17 protein-coding genes, 1 tRNA gene and 1 pseudogene are annotated in these 18,187 nt (G+C 33.6%); 2 read left to right on the plus strand and 17 right to left on the minus strand.

Annotated features, from left to right (window positions below; all coding sequences use genetic code 11):
• Window positions 1–387: 387 nt before the first annotated feature.
• The 14 genes and pseudogenes from PQF83_RS22075 to PQF83_RS22140 form a co-directional block, all read right to left on the minus strand.
• Window positions 388–2,283 carry a PrkA family serine protein kinase gene (locus PQF83_RS22075; RefSeq protein WP_000353279.1) on the minus strand — a complete coding sequence of 632 codons (1,896 nt, stop codon included), beginning with the start codon at window positions 2,281–2,283 and terminating at the stop codon, window positions 388–390.
• 393 nt (window positions 2,284–2,676) lie between these two features.
• Window positions 2,677–4,746, minus strand: a complete 2,070-nt coding sequence (locus tag PQF83_RS22080; protein ID WP_000664306.1) for a sensor domain-containing protein — start codon at window positions 4,744–4,746, stop codon at window positions 2,677–2,679.
• Window positions 4,747–4,873: 127 nt separating this feature from the next.
• Window positions 4,874–5,362, minus strand: coding sequence for a tRNA (uridine(34)/cytosine(34)/5-carboxymethylaminomethyluridine(34)-2'-O)-methyltransferase TrmL (gene trmL, locus PQF83_RS22085; RefSeq protein ID WP_000538147.1), 489 nt, complete (start codon window positions 5,360–5,362; stop codon window positions 4,874–4,876).
• Window positions 5,363–5,420: 58 nt separating this feature from the next.
• Window positions 5,421–6,308, minus strand: a complete 888-nt coding sequence (locus PQF83_RS22090; RefSeq protein WP_000260542.1) for an amidase domain-containing protein — start codon at window positions 6,306–6,308, stop codon at window positions 5,421–5,423.
• 44 nt (window positions 6,309–6,352) lie between these two features.
• Window positions 6,353–7,495: a tRNA epoxyqueuosine(34) reductase QueG gene (gene queG, locus PQF83_RS22095; protein WP_000345218.1), complete on the minus strand. Its 1,143-nt coding sequence runs from the start codon at window positions 7,493–7,495 to the stop codon at window positions 6,353–6,355.
• A gap of 198 nt (window positions 7,496–7,693) precedes the next feature.
• Window positions 7,694–7,767, minus strand: a tRNA-Gly gene (locus PQF83_RS22100).
• Window positions 7,768–7,881: 114 nt separating this feature from the next.
• The gene (locus PQF83_RS22105) at window positions 7,882–8,535 is read right to left on the minus strand and encodes a DsbA family protein (protein WP_000842720.1); all 654 of its coding nucleotides are present in this window, start codon (window positions 8,533–8,535) and stop codon (window positions 7,882–7,884) included.
• Window positions 8,536–8,722: 187 nt separating this feature from the next.
• Window positions 8,723–9,499 carry a transglycosylase domain-containing protein gene (locus tag PQF83_RS22110; protein ID WP_000664704.1) on the minus strand — a complete coding sequence of 259 codons (777 nt, stop codon included), beginning with the start codon at window positions 9,497–9,499 and terminating at the stop codon, window positions 8,723–8,725.
• 487 nt (window positions 9,500–9,986) lie between these two features.
• Window positions 9,987–10,448 (minus strand): NUDIX hydrolase, encoded by a 462-nt coding sequence (locus PQF83_RS22115; RefSeq protein WP_000436088.1) that lies wholly within the window; start codon window positions 10,446–10,448, stop codon window positions 9,987–9,989.
• 121 nt (window positions 10,449–10,569) lie between these two features.
• Window positions 10,570–11,289, minus strand: coding sequence for a YebC/PmpR family DNA-binding transcriptional regulator (locus PQF83_RS22120; protein ID WP_000532946.1), 720 nt, complete (start codon window positions 11,287–11,289; stop codon window positions 10,570–10,572).
• A 567-nt stretch (window positions 11,290–11,856) separates the two neighbouring features.
• Window positions 11,857–12,105, minus strand: coding sequence for a winged helix-turn-helix domain-containing protein (locus PQF83_RS22125; protein ID WP_000418658.1), 249 nt, complete (start codon window positions 12,103–12,105; stop codon window positions 11,857–11,859).
• Window positions 12,106–12,283: 178 nt separating this feature from the next.
• A pseudogene (locus PQF83_RS22130) lies at window positions 12,284–12,439 on the minus strand (SMI1/KNR4 family protein); the annotation flags it as partial.
• A 4-nt stretch (window positions 12,440–12,443) separates the two neighbouring features.
• Window positions 12,444–12,884: an Imm70 family immunity protein gene (locus tag PQF83_RS22135; RefSeq protein WP_000072974.1), complete on the minus strand. Its 441-nt coding sequence runs from the start codon at window positions 12,882–12,884 to the stop codon at window positions 12,444–12,446.
• Window positions 12,885–12,901: 17 nt separating this feature from the next.
• Window positions 12,902–14,074: a WXG100 family type VII secretion target gene (locus PQF83_RS22140; RefSeq protein WP_000249949.1), complete on the minus strand. Its 1,173-nt coding sequence runs from the start codon at window positions 14,072–14,074 to the stop codon at window positions 12,902–12,904.
• Between the two features lie 221 nt (window positions 14,075–14,295).
• Here PQF83_RS22140 and PQF83_RS22145 point away from each other — a divergent pair, with 221 nt between their 5' ends.
• Both PQF83_RS22145 and PQF83_RS22150 read left to right on the plus strand, forming a co-directional pair.
• Window positions 14,296–15,390: a response regulator aspartate phosphatase gene (locus PQF83_RS22145; RefSeq protein ID WP_000538826.1), complete on the plus strand. Its 1,095-nt coding sequence runs from the start codon at window positions 14,296–14,298 to the stop codon at window positions 15,388–15,390.
• On the plus strand, window positions 15,390–15,647 hold the full coding sequence (locus PQF83_RS22150; protein WP_000733021.1) for a hypothetical protein: 258 nt from the start codon (window positions 15,390–15,392) through the stop codon (window positions 15,645–15,647). Before PQF83_RS22145 ends, PQF83_RS22150 begins: the two co-directional genes overlap by 1 nt.
• Window positions 15,648–16,000: 353 nt before the next feature.
• Here PQF83_RS22150 and PQF83_RS22155 read toward each other — a convergent pair whose 3' ends face one another.
• Genes PQF83_RS22155 through PQF83_RS22165 form a run of 3 tightly spaced genes read right to left on the minus strand, consistent with a single transcriptional unit; the run spans window position 16,001 to window position 17,014 of the window.
• The gene (locus tag PQF83_RS22155) at window positions 16,001–16,246 is read right to left on the minus strand and encodes a hypothetical protein (RefSeq protein WP_000392027.1); all 246 of its coding nucleotides are present in this window, start codon (window positions 16,244–16,246) and stop codon (window positions 16,001–16,003) included.
• Window positions 16,247–16,277: 31 nt separating this feature from the next.
• Window positions 16,278–16,613, minus strand: coding sequence for a hypothetical protein (locus PQF83_RS22160; protein WP_000208387.1), 336 nt, complete (start codon window positions 16,611–16,613; stop codon window positions 16,278–16,280).
• A 38-nt stretch (window positions 16,614–16,651) separates the two neighbouring features.
• The gene (locus PQF83_RS22165; protein WP_071727032.1) at window positions 16,652–17,014 is read right to left on the minus strand and encodes a Rha family transcriptional regulator; all 363 of its coding nucleotides are present in this window, start codon (window positions 17,012–17,014) and stop codon (window positions 16,652–16,654) included.
• Window positions 17,015–18,187: the final 1,173 nt, after the last annotated feature.

Here is an 18,187-nt window from a genome sequence, read left to right on the forward strand (position 1 = left end):
TATACTGTGCCAGCTAGAATGAAAGGTAACTGCCCATCGAAAATCATCCCATAAACATATATAACGTTTTTCATATAATACTCCGAGCATCCTAAACAAAATTTTGCCACTCACATACTAGAAAAGAATCATTCAGCCTTTGATAAGAAAGAAACACAATGCATAGTTGCACACATTTACACTTTGCAACATATTGTATTGTGTTGGCTTTTTTCGTATGAATGGTTGGTTACTCTATCATATGCATATTGTAAAAATAATTGACAATAAATTCATAAAATTGCATTTTAATTTATTACATTTGGACAAGGTATGACACTTTACACATATGACTGGATAATAAAACGCTGTCCCGCAAAATACAAGAGACAGCGTTTTGTTATCAAACTATCGATTTAGCAGGCTACCTACATAGCGTAATAATTCATTTGCTGAAGAAGAATTATAGCCGTGCTCATCAATTAAACGTGCAACAACATCATTAATTTTCTTCAGCTGATTTTCGTCTGGTGTTTTCGTTGATGTTGTAATTTTCACTATATCTTTTAAATCAGCAAATAGCTTCTTCTGAATCGCTTCACGAAGACGTTCGTGCGAATTATAGTCGAAGCGTTTTCCTTTACGTGCATAAGCAGAGATGCGAATTAATATTTCTTCCCGGAATGCTTTTTTAGCATTTTCTGAAATTCCAATTTGCTCCTCAATCGAGCGCATTAACTTTTCATCTGGGCTCATTTCTTCACCTGTTAACGGATCACGTAATTTCGACTTATTGCAGTACGCCTCAACGTTGTCTAAGTAATTATCCATAAGTGTCTTAGCGGATTCTTCATACGAATAAACAAACGCTTTTTGTACTTCTTTTTTAGCAATTTCATCATATTCTTTTCTTGCTAATGAAATGAAGTTCATATAGCGCTCTCGGTCTTCATTACTAATCGATGGATGCTGATCCAATCCATCTTTTAAAGATCTAAGCACATCTAGAGCATTAATAGATGGTACCTCTTTTCGAATAATTGTAGAAGAAATGCGGTTAATAACGTAACGAGGATCAATACCTTTCATACCTTCATCTTGATATTCGCGTTGCAACTCCTCTACATCAATCGCATTATAACCTTCTACCGTTTCTCCATCATACAAACGCATCTTTTTAATTAAATCAATATCTGGACGCTTCGGATCTTTTAAACGAGTTAAAATCGTAAACATTGCTGCAACCCGAAGTGTATGCGGTGCAATGTGCACATCGGACACGTCACTTTCACGAATCATTTTTTCATAAATATGTTCTTCTTCACTCACTCGTAAATTATATGGAACTGGCATTACAATAATTCTTGAGTGTAATGCTTCATTTTTCTTATTTGCTATGAAAGAGCGATACTCTGTTTCATTCGTATGCGCTACAATTAATTCATCTGCTGAAATAAGTGCAAATCTTCCCGCTTTAAAATTCCCTTCTTGCGTAAGCGATAATAAATGCCATAAAAACTTCTCGTCGCATTTTAACATCTCTTGGAATTCCATCATCCCACGGTTTGCCTTATTCAATTCTCCATCGAAGCGATACGCTCGTGGATCTGATTCTGAACCATATTCTGCAATTGTAGAAAAGTCCAAGCTACCTGTTAAATCTGCAATATCTTGTGATTTAGGATCAGAAGGGCTAAATGTACCAATACCAGTTCGGCGATCTTCAGAGAAGAAAATACGCTCCACAACTACATCTTCAATTCTCCCACCATATTCTTGCTCTAGGCGCATAACGTTGAGTGGTGATAAATTCCCTTCAATTCTTACTCCATACTCATCAAAGAAATCATCTCGTAAATGATGCGGAATTAAATGAAGTGGATCTTCATGCATTGGGCACCCTTTAATTGCAAAAATTGCTCCTCGATCTGTTCTTGAATATGTTTCTAATCCTCGTTTCAACATCGTAACTAATGTTGATTTACCTCCACTAACAGGACCCATTAATAATAAAATACGTTTTCTAACATCTAATCGTTTTGCAGACGGATGAAAATATTCCTCTACAAGACGTTCTAAAGCATCCTCTAACCCAAATAGCTGATTACTAAAGAAGTTATACTTTCTTCTACCATCAACTTCTTCAATTCCAGCATCTTTTATCATATTGTAAATGCGAGAGTGTGCTGTTTGAGCCACCCATGGTCTTTCCTTCACAAGCTCCAAATACTCCGCAAACGTACCTTCCCATTGTAAGCGTTCTTCTGCTTCTCGATGCTGTTCAATTTTTTTTAGAATATCCATTATAGCTCCTCCCCCATCTCCTTGTTCAATCGGATTATTATAAAAGGTATGCTAGGATGTCCTTAAACATTCTTTAAATCAAAATGAAATATACAGTAGTGTTATAAAATTCTCTCCAAAATTCAAAGAAAATTCTGTATAATATAGGTATTAAAGTTTTTACACCTCTATTCATTTTAAATAAATTCTTTTCTTCCAAGAACATTACATACATTTCGATTCATATTTCAGATTCGTAAACTGAAAAAATAGGAGGGATATTAGTATGAAATTATTATTAATTTTAGGTGTATCACTCACATTTCTTACAGCTATTTTTACATCTGGTTACAATGATAAACCCGGTACACATAAAAAGTGATGTGCTTCTTAGCACATCACTTTTTTTATCAATTATTTATAATACACATTTTCCACATCATATTTTGATAAAGGGCGGCTATAATAATAACCTTGTACAAACTTCACATTCTTTTCCTTCAAAAATTGTATTTGTTCCGCTTTTTCTACCCCTTCTGCAATTACATTCAATTCCAACGTATGAGCTAGATGAATAATTGCAGCCGTAATATTCGTATCGCGTTCATCTACATGTATACCTTCCATAAAAGAACGATCAATTTTCAAAGTATCAATTGGATACGTTTTTAAATAACTCAAAGATGAATACCCTGTACCAAAATCATCTAAATGAATCTTTAAATTTTGTTCTTTTAATTGTAGCAATACTCTTTTCGATATATCTTTATGTATAAGGGCTCCTTCTGTAACCTCTATCGCTAATAAATGAGCTGGTACATTGTACTTATGTAAAGCTCGTGTAATCATCTCTATTAATGTAATAGAGCGAAAATGCCTGGCTGAAATATTAACTGCAATTGGGACAACTTCATATCCTTTATTTAACCATTCGCGTATTTGTCGACACACTTCATTTACTACCCATTCATCAAGCTTAATAATAAATCCTGTTCTTTCTGCTAGCGGAATAAATTGATTGGGAGAGACAAATCCTAATTCTTTATTATCCCACCTTATTAAAGCCTCCATACTAGCTATTTTTTTCGTTTCAATATTAATTTGCGGCTGATAATATAAGAAGAATTCATTTTTTTCTATAGCACGATGTAATTGGTTTTCTATTATAAATCTTTGTTCACGCTCACAATCTAACCCACTGCAATAAAAATGATAATGCCCTTTTCCTTTTTCTTTTGCTTTTTCCAAAGCAGCATCAACTCTTTGGAATAATATCTTTTCATCTTCTCCATCTGTTGGAGCCATTACAATTCCGATTGAAGCACTTAAATACACGTCCTCTTCTTCGATTACAAAATGTTCACTAATCCTTTTCAGTATGTTTTTGGAAACTCCCTCTACACGTTCTTTCGTTATATTTTCTATTAACATAACAAATTGATCATCGTGTTCTCTAAATAAGTGTATACCGGGTATTTGAAAACTGCTTAAACATTCTGTAACTTTTTGTAACACTTTATCTCCTTCTTTATGACCAAACGTATCATTAATAAGGTGAAATTCATCTAAATCTATAAAGATAAACGCAAAAGCTACCTTCTCATTTAAAAAATCATTTAACTTATTTGTACATGAAATTCTATTCATTAATCCTGTTAGCTGATCATAATAAGCTAAATATTCCGTTCTCATTTCATTTAATATTTGCTTTGTAACATCCCTTGTAACAATATATACTCCAACAATTTCACCATTTACAATAATCGGGATAGTTCTCAAGGAAATATAGAGCTCGTACCCTTCTTTATGAACATATTTCTTTGAAACAATTTGCTTTGCCCTTCCTTGCATGGCTTCTTTAAATATAATTTGAAAATCTTTTTCATATTCTTTATTAATAAATTCAAAAATAAACTTATTATTTAATTCTTCAAATCGGTATCCAAATATTTCATACGTTGCTGGATTTGCATATGTAATTCTTCCTATAGAATCTATAGATATGATGGAGTCATTATTATATTCTAGTAATGACTTAAACAGCATTTGTTTTTCCTCTATCTCCATCTTCTCCTCTATTTGAGCTGTGATATCCCTTGTAATACAAATAATAAACTGACATACTCCTTCTTCATCAAATACAGGATTAAGTGAAGATTCATAATGTAAATTACCAGTTGGTAAACTAACTACATCACAAAAGGTATGTGCTTTCGCTTCGCTCGCTACTTTTGCATATTGCACTTGCAATATTTCCGCCGTATCTTCCGGTAATACTTCTGCAAAAGTTTTTCCATAACATTCTTCACTTAGCTTCGCATAATCCATACCTAACTTATTTACATAAATATATGTAAATGTTTCATCATCAATAACTTTAACAATAAATACTAAATCTTGAATAGCATGTAATAATCCTCTTCTTATTAAATCCATATCTATCATACTTAAAAAGGTATTTTGATTACTATATTGTTCCTTCATATTTATCTCAACCCGTCTGATCTATTTTTATTCATATATCCCATTTTATATGAATATGTATCCTTTTTTAAATGTATGATTACATATTATTTTTATTTTTAGAAAAAAAGTCGCCATATGGCGACTTTTAATAAACAATTTCTAAATCTAATCCTGGATAATTTTGTTGACGGAATGCTTCATAAATTAAAATAGCTGCTGTATTAGATAAATTTAATGAACGCACTTTATCAGTCATTGGAATACGTAAACAATGATCGAAATTTTCTTCGATTACATTAGCTGGTAAGCCGTTCGTTTCTCTTCCAAATACAAAATAGTAATCCTTCTCACGTTTGCTATAATCAAACGCTGTATGAGCTTTCTCGCCATACTTTGTTAAATAGAAGAATTCACCGTCTTTATTTTTCTCATAAAACTCTTCAATTGAATCATAATACGTAATTTTCACGTGCTGCCAATAATCTAATCCTGCACGCTTTAACATTTTATCATCCGTTGAAAATCCAAGCGGTCTAATCAAATGTAATTCTGTTCCAGTTGCTGCACAAGTACGAGCAATATTCCCTGTATTTGCTGGAATTTCTGGTTGATATAAAACAACATGTACTCCCACGCGATATTCACCTCTGTTTTTTGTCTACTACGTATTATACCACTTGAGCGAAAAATCTCTACCCATTAATAATATGAAAGAATTTATATTTCATTTGTGGTGTATATTTACTAGAATCTTCATAGTTCCAATAACGCCGACGGCTATTCGCTGAATGTGCATTTACAAGTGGCATACCATCTGCGTCTTTTGCTACTACAATCGTCGTATGGTTCCACCTACCATCATCCTCGAAATCATAAGCGATGACATCACCAAGAATAAGGTCCTCTGGCCTTTCTACAGCTTCAGCTCGAAGTCCTGATGTAGCACCTGACAAATACCAATAAAAAGAGTGTGCAACAGCCCAGCTCCAACTCCACTGATTCTCCCTTTGCCACCATCCTTTACGAATATTAGGATATCCATTCATTGGTACTTCTCCAGTATGAAGACATTGAGAAATAAAATTCGTACAATTATCAGGGAAATTACGATATGCAGGGTTTCGATCATCCCACCAACGCTCTGCATATTTAACTGCCTCTAAACGGTTGTACTGATAGGAACCGTACTTCTCTTTTGTAACTTCCCTTTCTAATGTCTCACTCATTCCAACTGCTTCTGGCACTTCAATAGCATAATCACTTATTATCCGGCTATTATTTAAACAAACTCTTCGTTTTAATTGTTCCTCTTCAATATAAAATAATTCTTTATGCTTAATTAAATATTTAAAATGTATTTGATAATCAATTTCTTGATGATTGCTATTATTTAATTGCCTCATAAAAGAAACATCCGCAGTTGCTTTTACTATCTCTGCATTACGCTTTTGAAATAATTGTTTCTTTCTCTTTGCTATTTGTAATAAATCTTCAGCAATACCATCTACATTTGTTCGTTTCTCTGTTATATATGCTAAAAAGTGTTGGACTTGCTTTTCAATATTTATTTTTACAACCATTTCGTCTCCCTCCCATATTACAATATGAAAAAGGGAGATATTATCTACTCTTTTTTCTGCGCTAACAGTTCAAGTCCGCGATTCATTTCATGAAGAACCTCTTCGTCTTTCTCACGTTGCATCGCTTTTTCAATAGCTTCGCCCACACCGTCTCCACCAATTTTCCCAAGCGCCCACGCTGCCGTCCCGCGAAGCACTGGTCTTGGATCATCTTTCATAACACCTATTAAATCTGGAATTGCTGATGCTTCTTTAAAATGTGCAAGTGCCAAAATTGCATTTCGTTGCAACGGTTTTTTACCTCTCCATGAACCAGACATAATTCCATATTTCTCTTTAAAATCACGATTGCTAATTGTTAAAAGCGGTGTTAATAACGGTTTAACTAACTCAGGATCTGGTTCCATCTCAGGGTGATTATGAAAATCCATTCCTTTATTTTTCGGACAAACTGTCTGACACGTATCACATCCATAAATACGATTACCTATTTTGTCGCGATACTCTTCTGGTAGGAATCCTTTCGTCTGTGTTAAAAATGCTATACACTTCTTCGAATCTAACTGTCCTCCTTGTATTAAAGCACCTGTAGGACAAATATCAATACACTTTGTACAGCTCCCGCATTGATCTTCTATCGGCTGATCTGGTGGGAATGGAACGTTTGTAATCATTTCTCCTAAATATACATACGAACCAAATTCAGGTGTAATAATAGAGCAGTTCTTACCGCTCCATCCAATACCAGCACGCTCTGAAACAGCTCGATCACTTAATTCACCCGTATCAACCATTGACTTAACTTCTATATCGGGAAGTTTTTCGATTAAATATGCTTCTAATTTCTGCAAACGATCTCGTAAAACGAGATGATAATCTTGTCCCCAAGAAGCACGACAAAAAATCCCGCGGCGTTCTCCACGCTTACTTAATGGTGCATTTTTTAATTTTGAAGGATACGCTAATGCAATCGCAATAATTGATTTTGCACCAGGTAATAGAAGCTGTGGGTTCGTTCTCTTTTCTATATCAGGCTCTTCAAATCCAGATTGATAATTTAATTGTTGCTGCTGGATTAACCGCTGCTTTAATTCTTCAAATGGTGAAGCACTAGCAAAGCCTATTTTATCTATACCAATCGTTTTACTATACGCAATAACATCTTGCTTTAATTGTTCAAAATCCATTCCTAATCGCCTCCTCAGATGAATCCATCCTTTATGTAACGATCTATTAGTTAGCAATTCACTTTCGGAATACTATTCTTTACTTCTATTTTCGCATACAATTACGTTTTCCAAACATTAAAAAACGCAATGCCTCGTTTATCTCGGAAACGAAACACTGCGTTGATCACAATTTATAGAAAAACATTTAATAAAATTTGGAGCGGGTGAAGAGAATCGAACTCTCGACCAGAGCTTGGAAGGCTCTTGTTTTACCACTAAACTACACCCGCAAATATGAAATACATATAAGATATTAGAATAACTTATGTAAAGTAGTATAGCATGTAAAAAAAGCGGAAGCAAGAATTTTATCGAAAAAAGTCGAAAAAGTGATGAGTAGCTCATCACTTTTTCAATTCTTTATCAATCGCCTTCTTCATACTATCGAAATCAGGGTTTGCAAGATTTCCGTTTATATATACTGAAGGAGCACCTTGAACTTTTAATTTTTGAGCACGATCTGAATCTTTACGTACTTTTTCTTTTATTTCTTTACTGTGTAAATCTTTCTTAAATTGATCTACATCAACTTTCGGAAGCTTCTCTTTCACAATGTTAAGAAGTAATTCTTCTGTAATCCATTCTTCCGTATCTTTCTTTTGACTTTGATAAATCTCATCATAGAAAGTCCAGAATGAATCTTTATCTTGTTTATAAATTGCTTCACCAGCTGCTGCACCTAAATCAGAGTCTTTCCCAATAAACGGAAAATTAATAAAGTATAACTGCACTTTACCTTTATCAATATACTCTTCTTTTAATCGTGGCAATACTGTTACATCCCAAGTACGACAAGCGGGACATTTGAAGTCTCCAAATTCAACTACCTTAACCGGAGCATCATCTTTCCCTAAAGATTGTTGTGTGGAATAAGCAAACATCTCATTCCCTTTATCTTTTTTGTCATTTATGATGCTATACGCAATCGTTCCGATCACAATCAATACTGCAATGGAAAAAACTATACCAAGAGCCATGAGTTTGTTCGATGATTTCATATACATTCCTCTTTAATTTCATATTCTGTATACAGCATTGTACACAATACACATAATATCAACACTTATATACGTCACGCAATGAACACGCTCACATAAATTACAAAAACACAATAATTGTGACGATATTGTGTCACGATTTGTCACAATTTATTCAAAAAAAGAAGCTCCTATGTAGGAACTTCCATTAGCTTACTGCTTTTTCACGAGCACTATTTAACATCGACTGCTCTGTTTTTATATCATGACGAATGACTAACTTCTCACTAACTGCTTGCACATACTCATCATGATTGATATAGCCTTCTTTCTCCATCAATCTCAAAACGACATTTCGTCTCTCTACGGCCTTATCATAATTTTGTGCCGGTGAGTAATAAGCAGGTGCCTTTACTACAGCAGCCATCATTGCACTTTCAGCCAATGTTAATTGGCTCACCTTTTTACCGAAGTATAGGTTTGCTGCTTTTTCAATTCCCCATGCTCCTTCTCCGTAATAAATATTGCTTACATACAATTTTAAAATTTCATCCTTCGTAAATGTACGTTCAATTTTTTTCGTATAGAAAATCTCTTTCCACTTACGAGAAAATGTACGTTCATTCGTTAAAAAAGCATTTTTAGATAACTGCTGTGTAATTGTGCTTCCGCCTTGCACAACACCACCAGCTTTTATATTTTCAACAGACGCTCTGACAATCGCTATATAATCTAAACCGTTATGATGATAAAACCTTTTATCTTCTGTCGCAATAAATGCATGTGTCAATGATTCTGGTACCTCTAACTTAGCCGGTACATGTAATTTACTAATATCACTTTTCTCAATCATTACATTTCCAATGAATAATAACGTAAAACTTAACAATAATAATAAAATAATGGCTTTATAAAAAAACTTAGTCATTGGATTTAATGCAACTTTTTGATGATAGTTCACCCTAGATAATACTCGTTCTTTCATCTTAAACACCTCTTTTCCACATAGCGTATAACTCTTACTTTAAGAATACCTTGTTGTAAAAAAATATCCCATCGATTTCTCTTACACGTACCTTACATCATTGTAAGGTATAAATTGAAACTTTCATCAGACCCCCATCAATCTGGCTGCCCGGCAAATAGCGGGATAAAAAAGTATTGTATCACAGTCCTTTTTTATCTACTATTCATCTGAAATATTGAATATAGATTATGCTAAATCAATAGCAGATTAGATCTTAAGGCTATTATACTTTCTCTATTAAAGCGCCCTATTTTCATTATATCATCTACCAATATATATACTTTTGAGTATCTAGTAATCTAAATGTACATAATATATCATATATTATACAGAACAAACGTTCTTCGAATCAATACTAACGCTATTATTATTTTGACCTTTTTCTTAAACAGTATACAAAAAAGAGTAGTGATTTGACTGTATCTCAAATCGGCTACTCTTTTCTTTACAATCTTCCTATTAAGTTATACGGCTGCACTTCCCACGTTTCATACGGAATGAAATGGGTTGCTCTCATCGCATCAAGCGTTCTGGATTTCATATGAGGACGCGTTATATACTCATTTATGTTCTCTTCGTTTAAAGCTACAAATTTAGCCTCTTGTATTTCTTCATGTTGAATTTTTATTTCACCGCTTACATATGCTACTTTAAAAACGACAGCTAAAATGTTCATGGAAGCATTATAATAAACTCCTGTAACTCCAAGCGGCTTCACAGTTAAACCCGTCTCCTCAAACATTTCCCTACAAACAGCTTGATCGAGTGCTTCCCCTTCTTCTACCTGTCCTCCTGGTAACTCCCACGTATCAGCTCGCCAGTGTACCTTTGCTAATAACACTTCATCTTTTTCATTTGTTAAATAGCCTGCTACAGCAACGATATGTTTTGGTGTTTTTTGTTCCATGTTAAGCCTCCTAGCAATAATGAATATTTCATATATCCCTATAAGCATATTCCCTGTTTACAATAAAATACCTTTATTAAAAAAGCCCCTATTCGTTAAACGAACAGGGGCTTTTATCGTATTATTCTCCTAAGTCTACGTTGTGATAAACTTGTTGTACATCTTCTAAATCTTCTAATGCATCAACCATTTTTTCAAATTGTGCTTGTGCATCTTCAGGAAGTGTTACATCGTTTTGTGCAAGCATTGTTAATTCGGCAACTGTAAATTCTTCAACACCCGCATCTTTAAGAGCAGATTGTACTGCATGGAATTGATCTGGTTCAGCATACACGATAACAGCATCTTCTTCTTCAAGTATGTCACGTGCATCCACATCTGCTTCCATTAAAATCTCAAGAACTTCATCTGATGTTTTCCCTTCAAGGCCGATAACAGCTGTTGCATCAAACATGTAAGCTACAGAACCGTTTACACCCATGTTACCACCGTTTTTGCTAAATGCAGCTCGTACATCTGCTGCAGTACGGTTTACGTTGTTTGTAAGTGTATCTACAATTACCATAGCTCCATTTGGTCCGAATCCTTCATAACGAAGCTCGTCATAATTTTCTTCTGAACCACCTTTTGCTTTTTCAACTGCACGATCGATAATTGTTCTTGGAACATTGTATGTTTTCGCACGTTCTAATACAACTCTAAGCGCTTGGTTTGATTCCGGATCTGGCTCGCCTTGTTTTGCCGCTACATAAATTTCACGTCCAAATTTCGCGTATATACGGCTAGTATTTGCATCTTTTGATGCTTTTTTATCTTTAATATTATTCCATTTACGACCCATACTTTCCACTCTCTTTCCCGTTTTAAATCTACATAAAAATATTAATATGAAATATCATGTGTGTTCAACACATTTTTAAAAGAAATATAAAAAGTTCATTTTTGATTCATATTACAGACATAATATAAATCACTATCATTTTGTTCTTTCGACAAGTTATATTATACATGAATTCCTACGTTTATTACGAATTTTAGAAGCACATAACATAATTTAGCAAAAAAATCCTACCATTTCACCAACACACTATTTATGCTTATTTTGTAGTGTGATGAAAATATAAAAAGACTCTACACATTTGGTGTAGAGTCTTTTTATTACGCCGTTCGTGATACCGATGGTCGGGGTCGAACCGACACTCCCGAAGGAACACGATTTTGAGTCGGTTTTTTCCGTTATATCATAATTTATTATCATTTATTTACAGTCATATTAAGTAATTCTACAGTTAATTGTAGGGTGTCACAGTTAGCCTGTTCACACGACTACTATATACTTTACAGTATAGTTCTAGCAGACGAGATTTTCAATATATTTTTTCTACTAGCATATAATTTAACATTATCACTATACCTTTGTTCCTAATATAAGTTGATAAGTGTTAGAAGCCTTTCCTTGTCCTACTGTAACAGATAGTAGCCCCTGTTCTTTCAGTCCTTTTATTGCCTTTGATGTTGTATTACGATTAGCCCGTAAATAATCCTGTAACTGGTTATATGATAGTTTCACTGGTGCTTTATCAGCTTCTAGTTCTTTCATAATATATAGTAATAATAGTTCTGTTTTATCTAAGTTAGTGCGTTTAAATAATTCCAACCGCAATCTCCTTCTCTTGTTCTGTTATTTAACACTCATACTAATAGTGTCTTACATTTCATATAGTACATATTAATTACCATTAAAACAATAAAAACTTCCCCTTAGCTATGTAATTATATATCAAAAAGACTTATGCGTAATTCACATAAGTCTCACTTTTGTTACTCATAATTGATTATTCTTCATCTTCAAACCCATGTAAGCTATCAAGTAATTCTGTAAAAGACGAACAAACAGGAAAAATAGCTTTTTCCATCTCTTTTTCTTCGTGTTCCTAAAGTACAATGGTTGGGATTGAAAAATATTTCGGATTAAGAAAATACTTACAACAAAAGTTAAAATGTTGTATCAGTTAGACTTTTTCTTATTACAATTTCATGTTTTAGAGTTTCTGAGAAATCAAATGCTTTAAATAATAAATCAGAAAATGTCTTTCCATCTTCTCTAGCAAAATACGTAACAAGGTCAACAACTTGTGGTGGTAATGCTTTTCCTTCCCACGGCGGTCTTTTGGTTATATCTTCAATATCCCAAATAATTTCTTCGGGTTTCTTCTTTTGTAATATGCTTTGAATTTCTTTTAAATTCTTTCTCGCTTCTTCTACGTCTTCCCAACTTAACTTATCAAAATACAAATTCTTCATAAGTAAAGGATATTTAGTTCCCCAACCTTCAGGTTCTGTATGATATGACATTGTTGAAAAGAAGCTATGCAAAAAGTCAGGATGCCCTACTTCATAAAACATAAAATCTATTCCAAATCCTACGTTTGACATATTATCACTCCAATATACTAATCTTTAATTTCAATAGTAACGTTATCATTTGTTTTTGTCTTGATTTTCTGCACTAGTTCAATAATTTCATCAGGACTTACTTCCTGTCCCCTAATATCAACACGAACTGTTTGTTTCGTTCCTTCAGGTAGATTCTTCAATCTTGCCTCTACTTGCTTTCCTATAACATAAGCTAATCTAGTTCTCTTTGCTGGTGTAGATACGTCATAGTTTTTTACTTCAACTGCATGTTTAACGCCTTCACTATATAAATCAGGAATAGAAGAACCTTTTGTTTTTTTCTTTAATTCTTCACCATCTTTGAAAATGACTTGTTCCCTAAATCCTTTGTAATCTTTCAAGGCATCAAGTTCAGACTGTCTCCAAGATGGTCTAGCAAACATAAGATAACCACTTAGATAATTCCCCCAGTTTCCTGTTGGCGGTAACATACTAGTCATAGTCCCACTAGTAAGACCACCTGCAAAAGCAGGTTGTAAACGTGGTGCAGTAATTTCAGTTACTTTTGCAAACTTCGCACCTCTTGCCACTGTTGAAACTTTACTTATTCCTTTATCCCCAAGCCATCCTAATCCAAGCCCCATAAAAATACTCGTTCCCCATTTTGTACGACTTTCCGCATCACCATGCCAAAAATCATTCATAAATGAATCCGAAACAGTATTCCAAGCGGTAGAGACCGTTTCTATGGGGTGACCTATAGCATACTTAATATTTTCTTTTGTTACTGTATCGTCTAGTGAATCAAATCCTTCTACAATCTCCCCAATAACTTGCCCAGAACCAACGTATATACCGTCCCAAACTTTTCTAAGCATAGATTTTTCAGGAGGTTTACCACACATTGCCCCTTCTTCTACCTTTTCATCTGATAAATTTCCATCAACTAAATTCCCCCCATAAAGTTCATCAGCATTACGGAATTTTTCAGCAGCATGCATTAATTCTTCTACAATTTTATCAAATTCCCGAAATACATTAAACATTTGAGGTTTTGTTTCATTAAACATCTGATAAAACCTTTGACTTGTTGCCCCACTCCACATTGAAGCGATATATTCCGTTTGATTATATAAGTCTTTATGTATATCTTGTAATCTATTTTTAGCATTTAGGACTACCTTTGCTGATTGTTCCAACCGTTCAGGTGTTACCTTTATTTGAACCATATAGCCCCACCTCCCCTTAATATTCCACAAGAAAATTATACCATGTTAAATTACCCCATTGTCCTAAATATTTGAATTTACTAAACACGATGAATTAATGAACTTTTACCTTTAAAATAAAATTGTCAAACAAATGTTGAGAAATATCGAAATTCAATTTCCATTATATTCTATTCTTGCTATTATTTAATGTAAGACTATTCAGAAAAGGAAGGGATTACATGGGTGTTCCAGTGAAGGGGAATGAACAGATTTCAAAGTTATTTAATGACTGGTATCAAGCTATACTACAACATCAAAATGTACAAGCAACAAACTTAAAACAAGAAGTTGAAGATAAACTTTCCACTATAAAAGAAGATAAAAATTTATTATTATACTATTCATTATTAGACTTTAGATATAAAGTGCTAACCGATGGACTTAACATTACAAAAGATAGCTTTAATGAAATTAACTCCTTTGATGTACCTGATAGCGGCTTTTTATCTTATTATTATCACTTCTTTAAAGGCATTCATGAAGCGATGGTTTCAAATTACACTAAAGCGAGAGAAGAATTTGAACAAGCGGAAAAACTTTTAATGTATGCACTGAATGAATTAGAGGAAGCTGAATTTAATTATCGCATTGCTTCATTCCACTATCAAACATACCAACCTTTAGTTGCAATTCAATATGTAACGAAGGCAAAGGATATTTTTTCTAAACATATGGGATATGAAGTTAATGTAGCTTCCTGTGACAATGTTTATGGGCTATCTTGCATAGATTTAAAACAATTTGAACAAGCGGAAATCAATCTAAATTCTGCGTTAGATATTCTACAAAAACACAATGAAGAATCTCTAGTCCTTAGAGTACGACACAACTTAGCTTGGTTATACGCGAATCAAAATCTTTCAAGTTTAGCAATTCGACATGTATCCGAAGTGACGAAAAAGAACCCTAAACATTTCAAAGCTATTTTTGTAGAAGCACGTGAGTATTATAAATTAGGCGAACATACTCTTGCCGAAGAATTGATTGAAAACGGTCTACGTATTTGTAATGAACTTGAAAACAAAGAACTTCTACCCCATTTTATGATTCTAAAAGAACTAAATAATAAAACTTCCGCATTATCTTTAGAAAAAGTAATTTTAGAAGGGATTTCTTACTTTAAAAAAGAAAAACTATGGGACTGCGTGCAAGAATACACTGAGATTCTAGCAAACGCATTCTACCAAGAAGAAAATCATGTACAAGCTAGTAAGTATTTTTATATGAGTAATGAAGCAAGGAGAAAATATGAAGAAAAAGGGGCGTTAAAGTAATGAAAAAGCTTGGATTAACAATAGCAGGGTTAGCTGTATTAGGAATTACGTCTTTAGGATTAGGACATACGAATGAAATAGCAAAAACGAAACAAAAACTAACAGCATTAAATATAGGCGATACATGGTCACCCCAAAGACCTGATTTAGCTTATAGTGATGGGAATACTGGTGGTATAAGTAAATTAGAAGCACACGGTAATCATGGCGGTGCACCTGCTTACAATAAAGGCGATACACCTGCACCAAAAGCTTAATTGTTTCATAAAGAAAGTCATACTACTTGTATGGCTTTTTTGTTATTTCATAATTCTATACTTCGCTTATTTATTTCTTTATTTAACCTTATATAAATTTAAACTACTTTAAATTTCTTTACATCACTTTATTTCACCTACATAACTGCACTTCAAGAATAAAGTATAATACAGTGTAAGCTTTAAAATTAAATACAAATAAAGTGAATTACGTATTTTACTTATGCAACAATGAAAGTGAATTAAGGTAAAATAAAGACAATTAAAGTATATTACATCTATTTAAAGAAACAATGATTTCATTTTCAATAAATTAAAAAAAGCAACTGTAATTAACAGCCGCCTTCCGTTTCTTAGTGTAAACCTTTTGCAGTTAAATCTTTGACTCTTTTCATAAAATCTAATGATACTTCACCTTTTTGCACAGCTTCTATCCCATATTGAATATCATCTTCTTTGTACCCTAGGCTACATAAGAACATTCTTATACCAATAGCAGCACCCTTAAATAGCTGTATTTCATGTTCATTATCTGCCCTATACATTAATTCTTCATTTTCTAAGAGGTTAACTATACCTATGTAAAACATTTCTTCCATAGTCAAACTTCTTACCATATCGTTATTCTACTTAAAGTATTTCTGCATAATAATAGTTTTCTGTTTCAATGCAACCAAACTCAACTTTTTCAGGAAACATTGAAACATTTAATTCTTTTGCCATCATAAGTGAACTAGTAGCCCACTCTACATATTGTTGAGGAAGTCTATATGCTACCGCTTGTCCTTTCTCTTTTACCGTGACAATAGGTGTGTCCATTCCTAACATACCTACTGACAGTACTTCATAAATAGCCCCTTGTTCCCTATCATTCTTAATTTTAGGTATTGATAAAACTTCATGTTTGTTAGCATCACGATAAATTTTTGCCCCTTGTTTGTTAACCATATAATCCTTAGTAGTCATACTATATCCCCCACCTTTTCATTATAGTTACAAACATATTATACAATATTTTCTAGCGGACTACTTTTATTTTCATTATGTAAAATTCTAATTCCACTTGCCTTCTTCAATTCTTCTTCCATACGGTTAAACTCGTTAATGTACATCATTTTAAACTGAAGTGCCTTTTTACCAGTGAAGCCCATAACTAATAAAGTAAATCCGTCTTTAGTCATGTTGTATTTTTTATAGCTACGCTTTGCCCCTTCAGGTTTATAAGTGGTTTCTTGGAATAGTAGCGAAAATTCGCTGCTATTAAATTCAGTACCTAATTTCTCAATTGCTTGTGTTACATGCTGGTGCTGTTTCCCAAAAACTTCAGCTACTTTTTTACTGTCCGTTACTACCTCGTTATTTTCGATAAATACAAAATAAAAAAAAGCGTGTCCCCATAGGAAAACACGTCAAATAAATTACTATAATGTTGGCACCTTCATCATACTTATAAGTAATGGTATTAAAAATGGTATTAATTGTTACAAAAATTTTGAAAAGTTTTGTGTAGTTTTTAAAAAGGAATTTTTATATTTGTATTTTCCCTATAATTTCCCCACCCTTACCCTCTCTTCTGTAAATACCATGTAGAAGCATGTGGTTTCCTGTCAGCCCTCGCTGAAAGATGTTAAATAAAGTAGGGAAGCTGGTAAAGTCTTGCTTAATATTGTTACAACGCAGTATTTAGTTTACACATTTATGTAAAGGAAGACAGTACAAGGACACTGGGAATGGCATTAGGACGCTGTAAAAAACAGCTAGGACATGGGTATATTACCTATAAAATAGTATAAAAAAAGACACACCAGTATCTTCCACATACCAGTGTGCTAACGTTATAAATAAACATAAAAGGTATTAATGAGTGTCATCTTTAGTATAACATGTAACATTAATAATAAATGTTTTTTAAATTTTGTGTATCTATTGGCATAAAAAAGAGGCATACAGCAATTCGACCTTTACTGCACACCTTTCCATCTACTATACCGCTAGCACTTTTTATATTTAGCGGTAGGAGGTAAGAAATGACCCCGCTTAAAGAAGTAGTTACTTTCAGTATATCCAATATATAAAATGCTTACCAGTCCAAGGGTTAGAAAAATATTGTGTAATTTTTTAAAGCAAGTACAGGTAAGTTAAAGTTAGTTAAAATTGAACCACCCTTACCCTATTGGAAGTAAATGTAACTCAAAGTTATAAAAGTGGTGTAGGAATGTATAACGCATTAGACCCAGCCTACTACCATGCCCCTTCCCCCTGTATACCCCTTCCTCCAAAATAAAAGAATACATTAATTATCTAACATTCATTCTAACGTACTTAACACCTTCATACAGCGGCTTTAGTGTTACTTCACATTTACTGTTTACTTATTACGTGTTGTACGTTGCCTGTGCTATGCGTGTCTGCTTACTACGTGCCTGTGTGCTATACCTATGCACTGCACTATGTACTGCACTATGTACTGTGTGGTGCTGTGTGTGCTTCGCCCCTACCTTACTGTGTGCCATGCTACCGTGCCCGTTGTCTTTGCTGCG

It is taken from the genome of Bacillus sp. FF-1 (assembly GCF_028548245.1).
Lineage (GTDB): Bacteria > Bacillota > Bacilli > Bacillales > Bacillaceae_G > Bacillus_A > Bacillus_A paranthracis.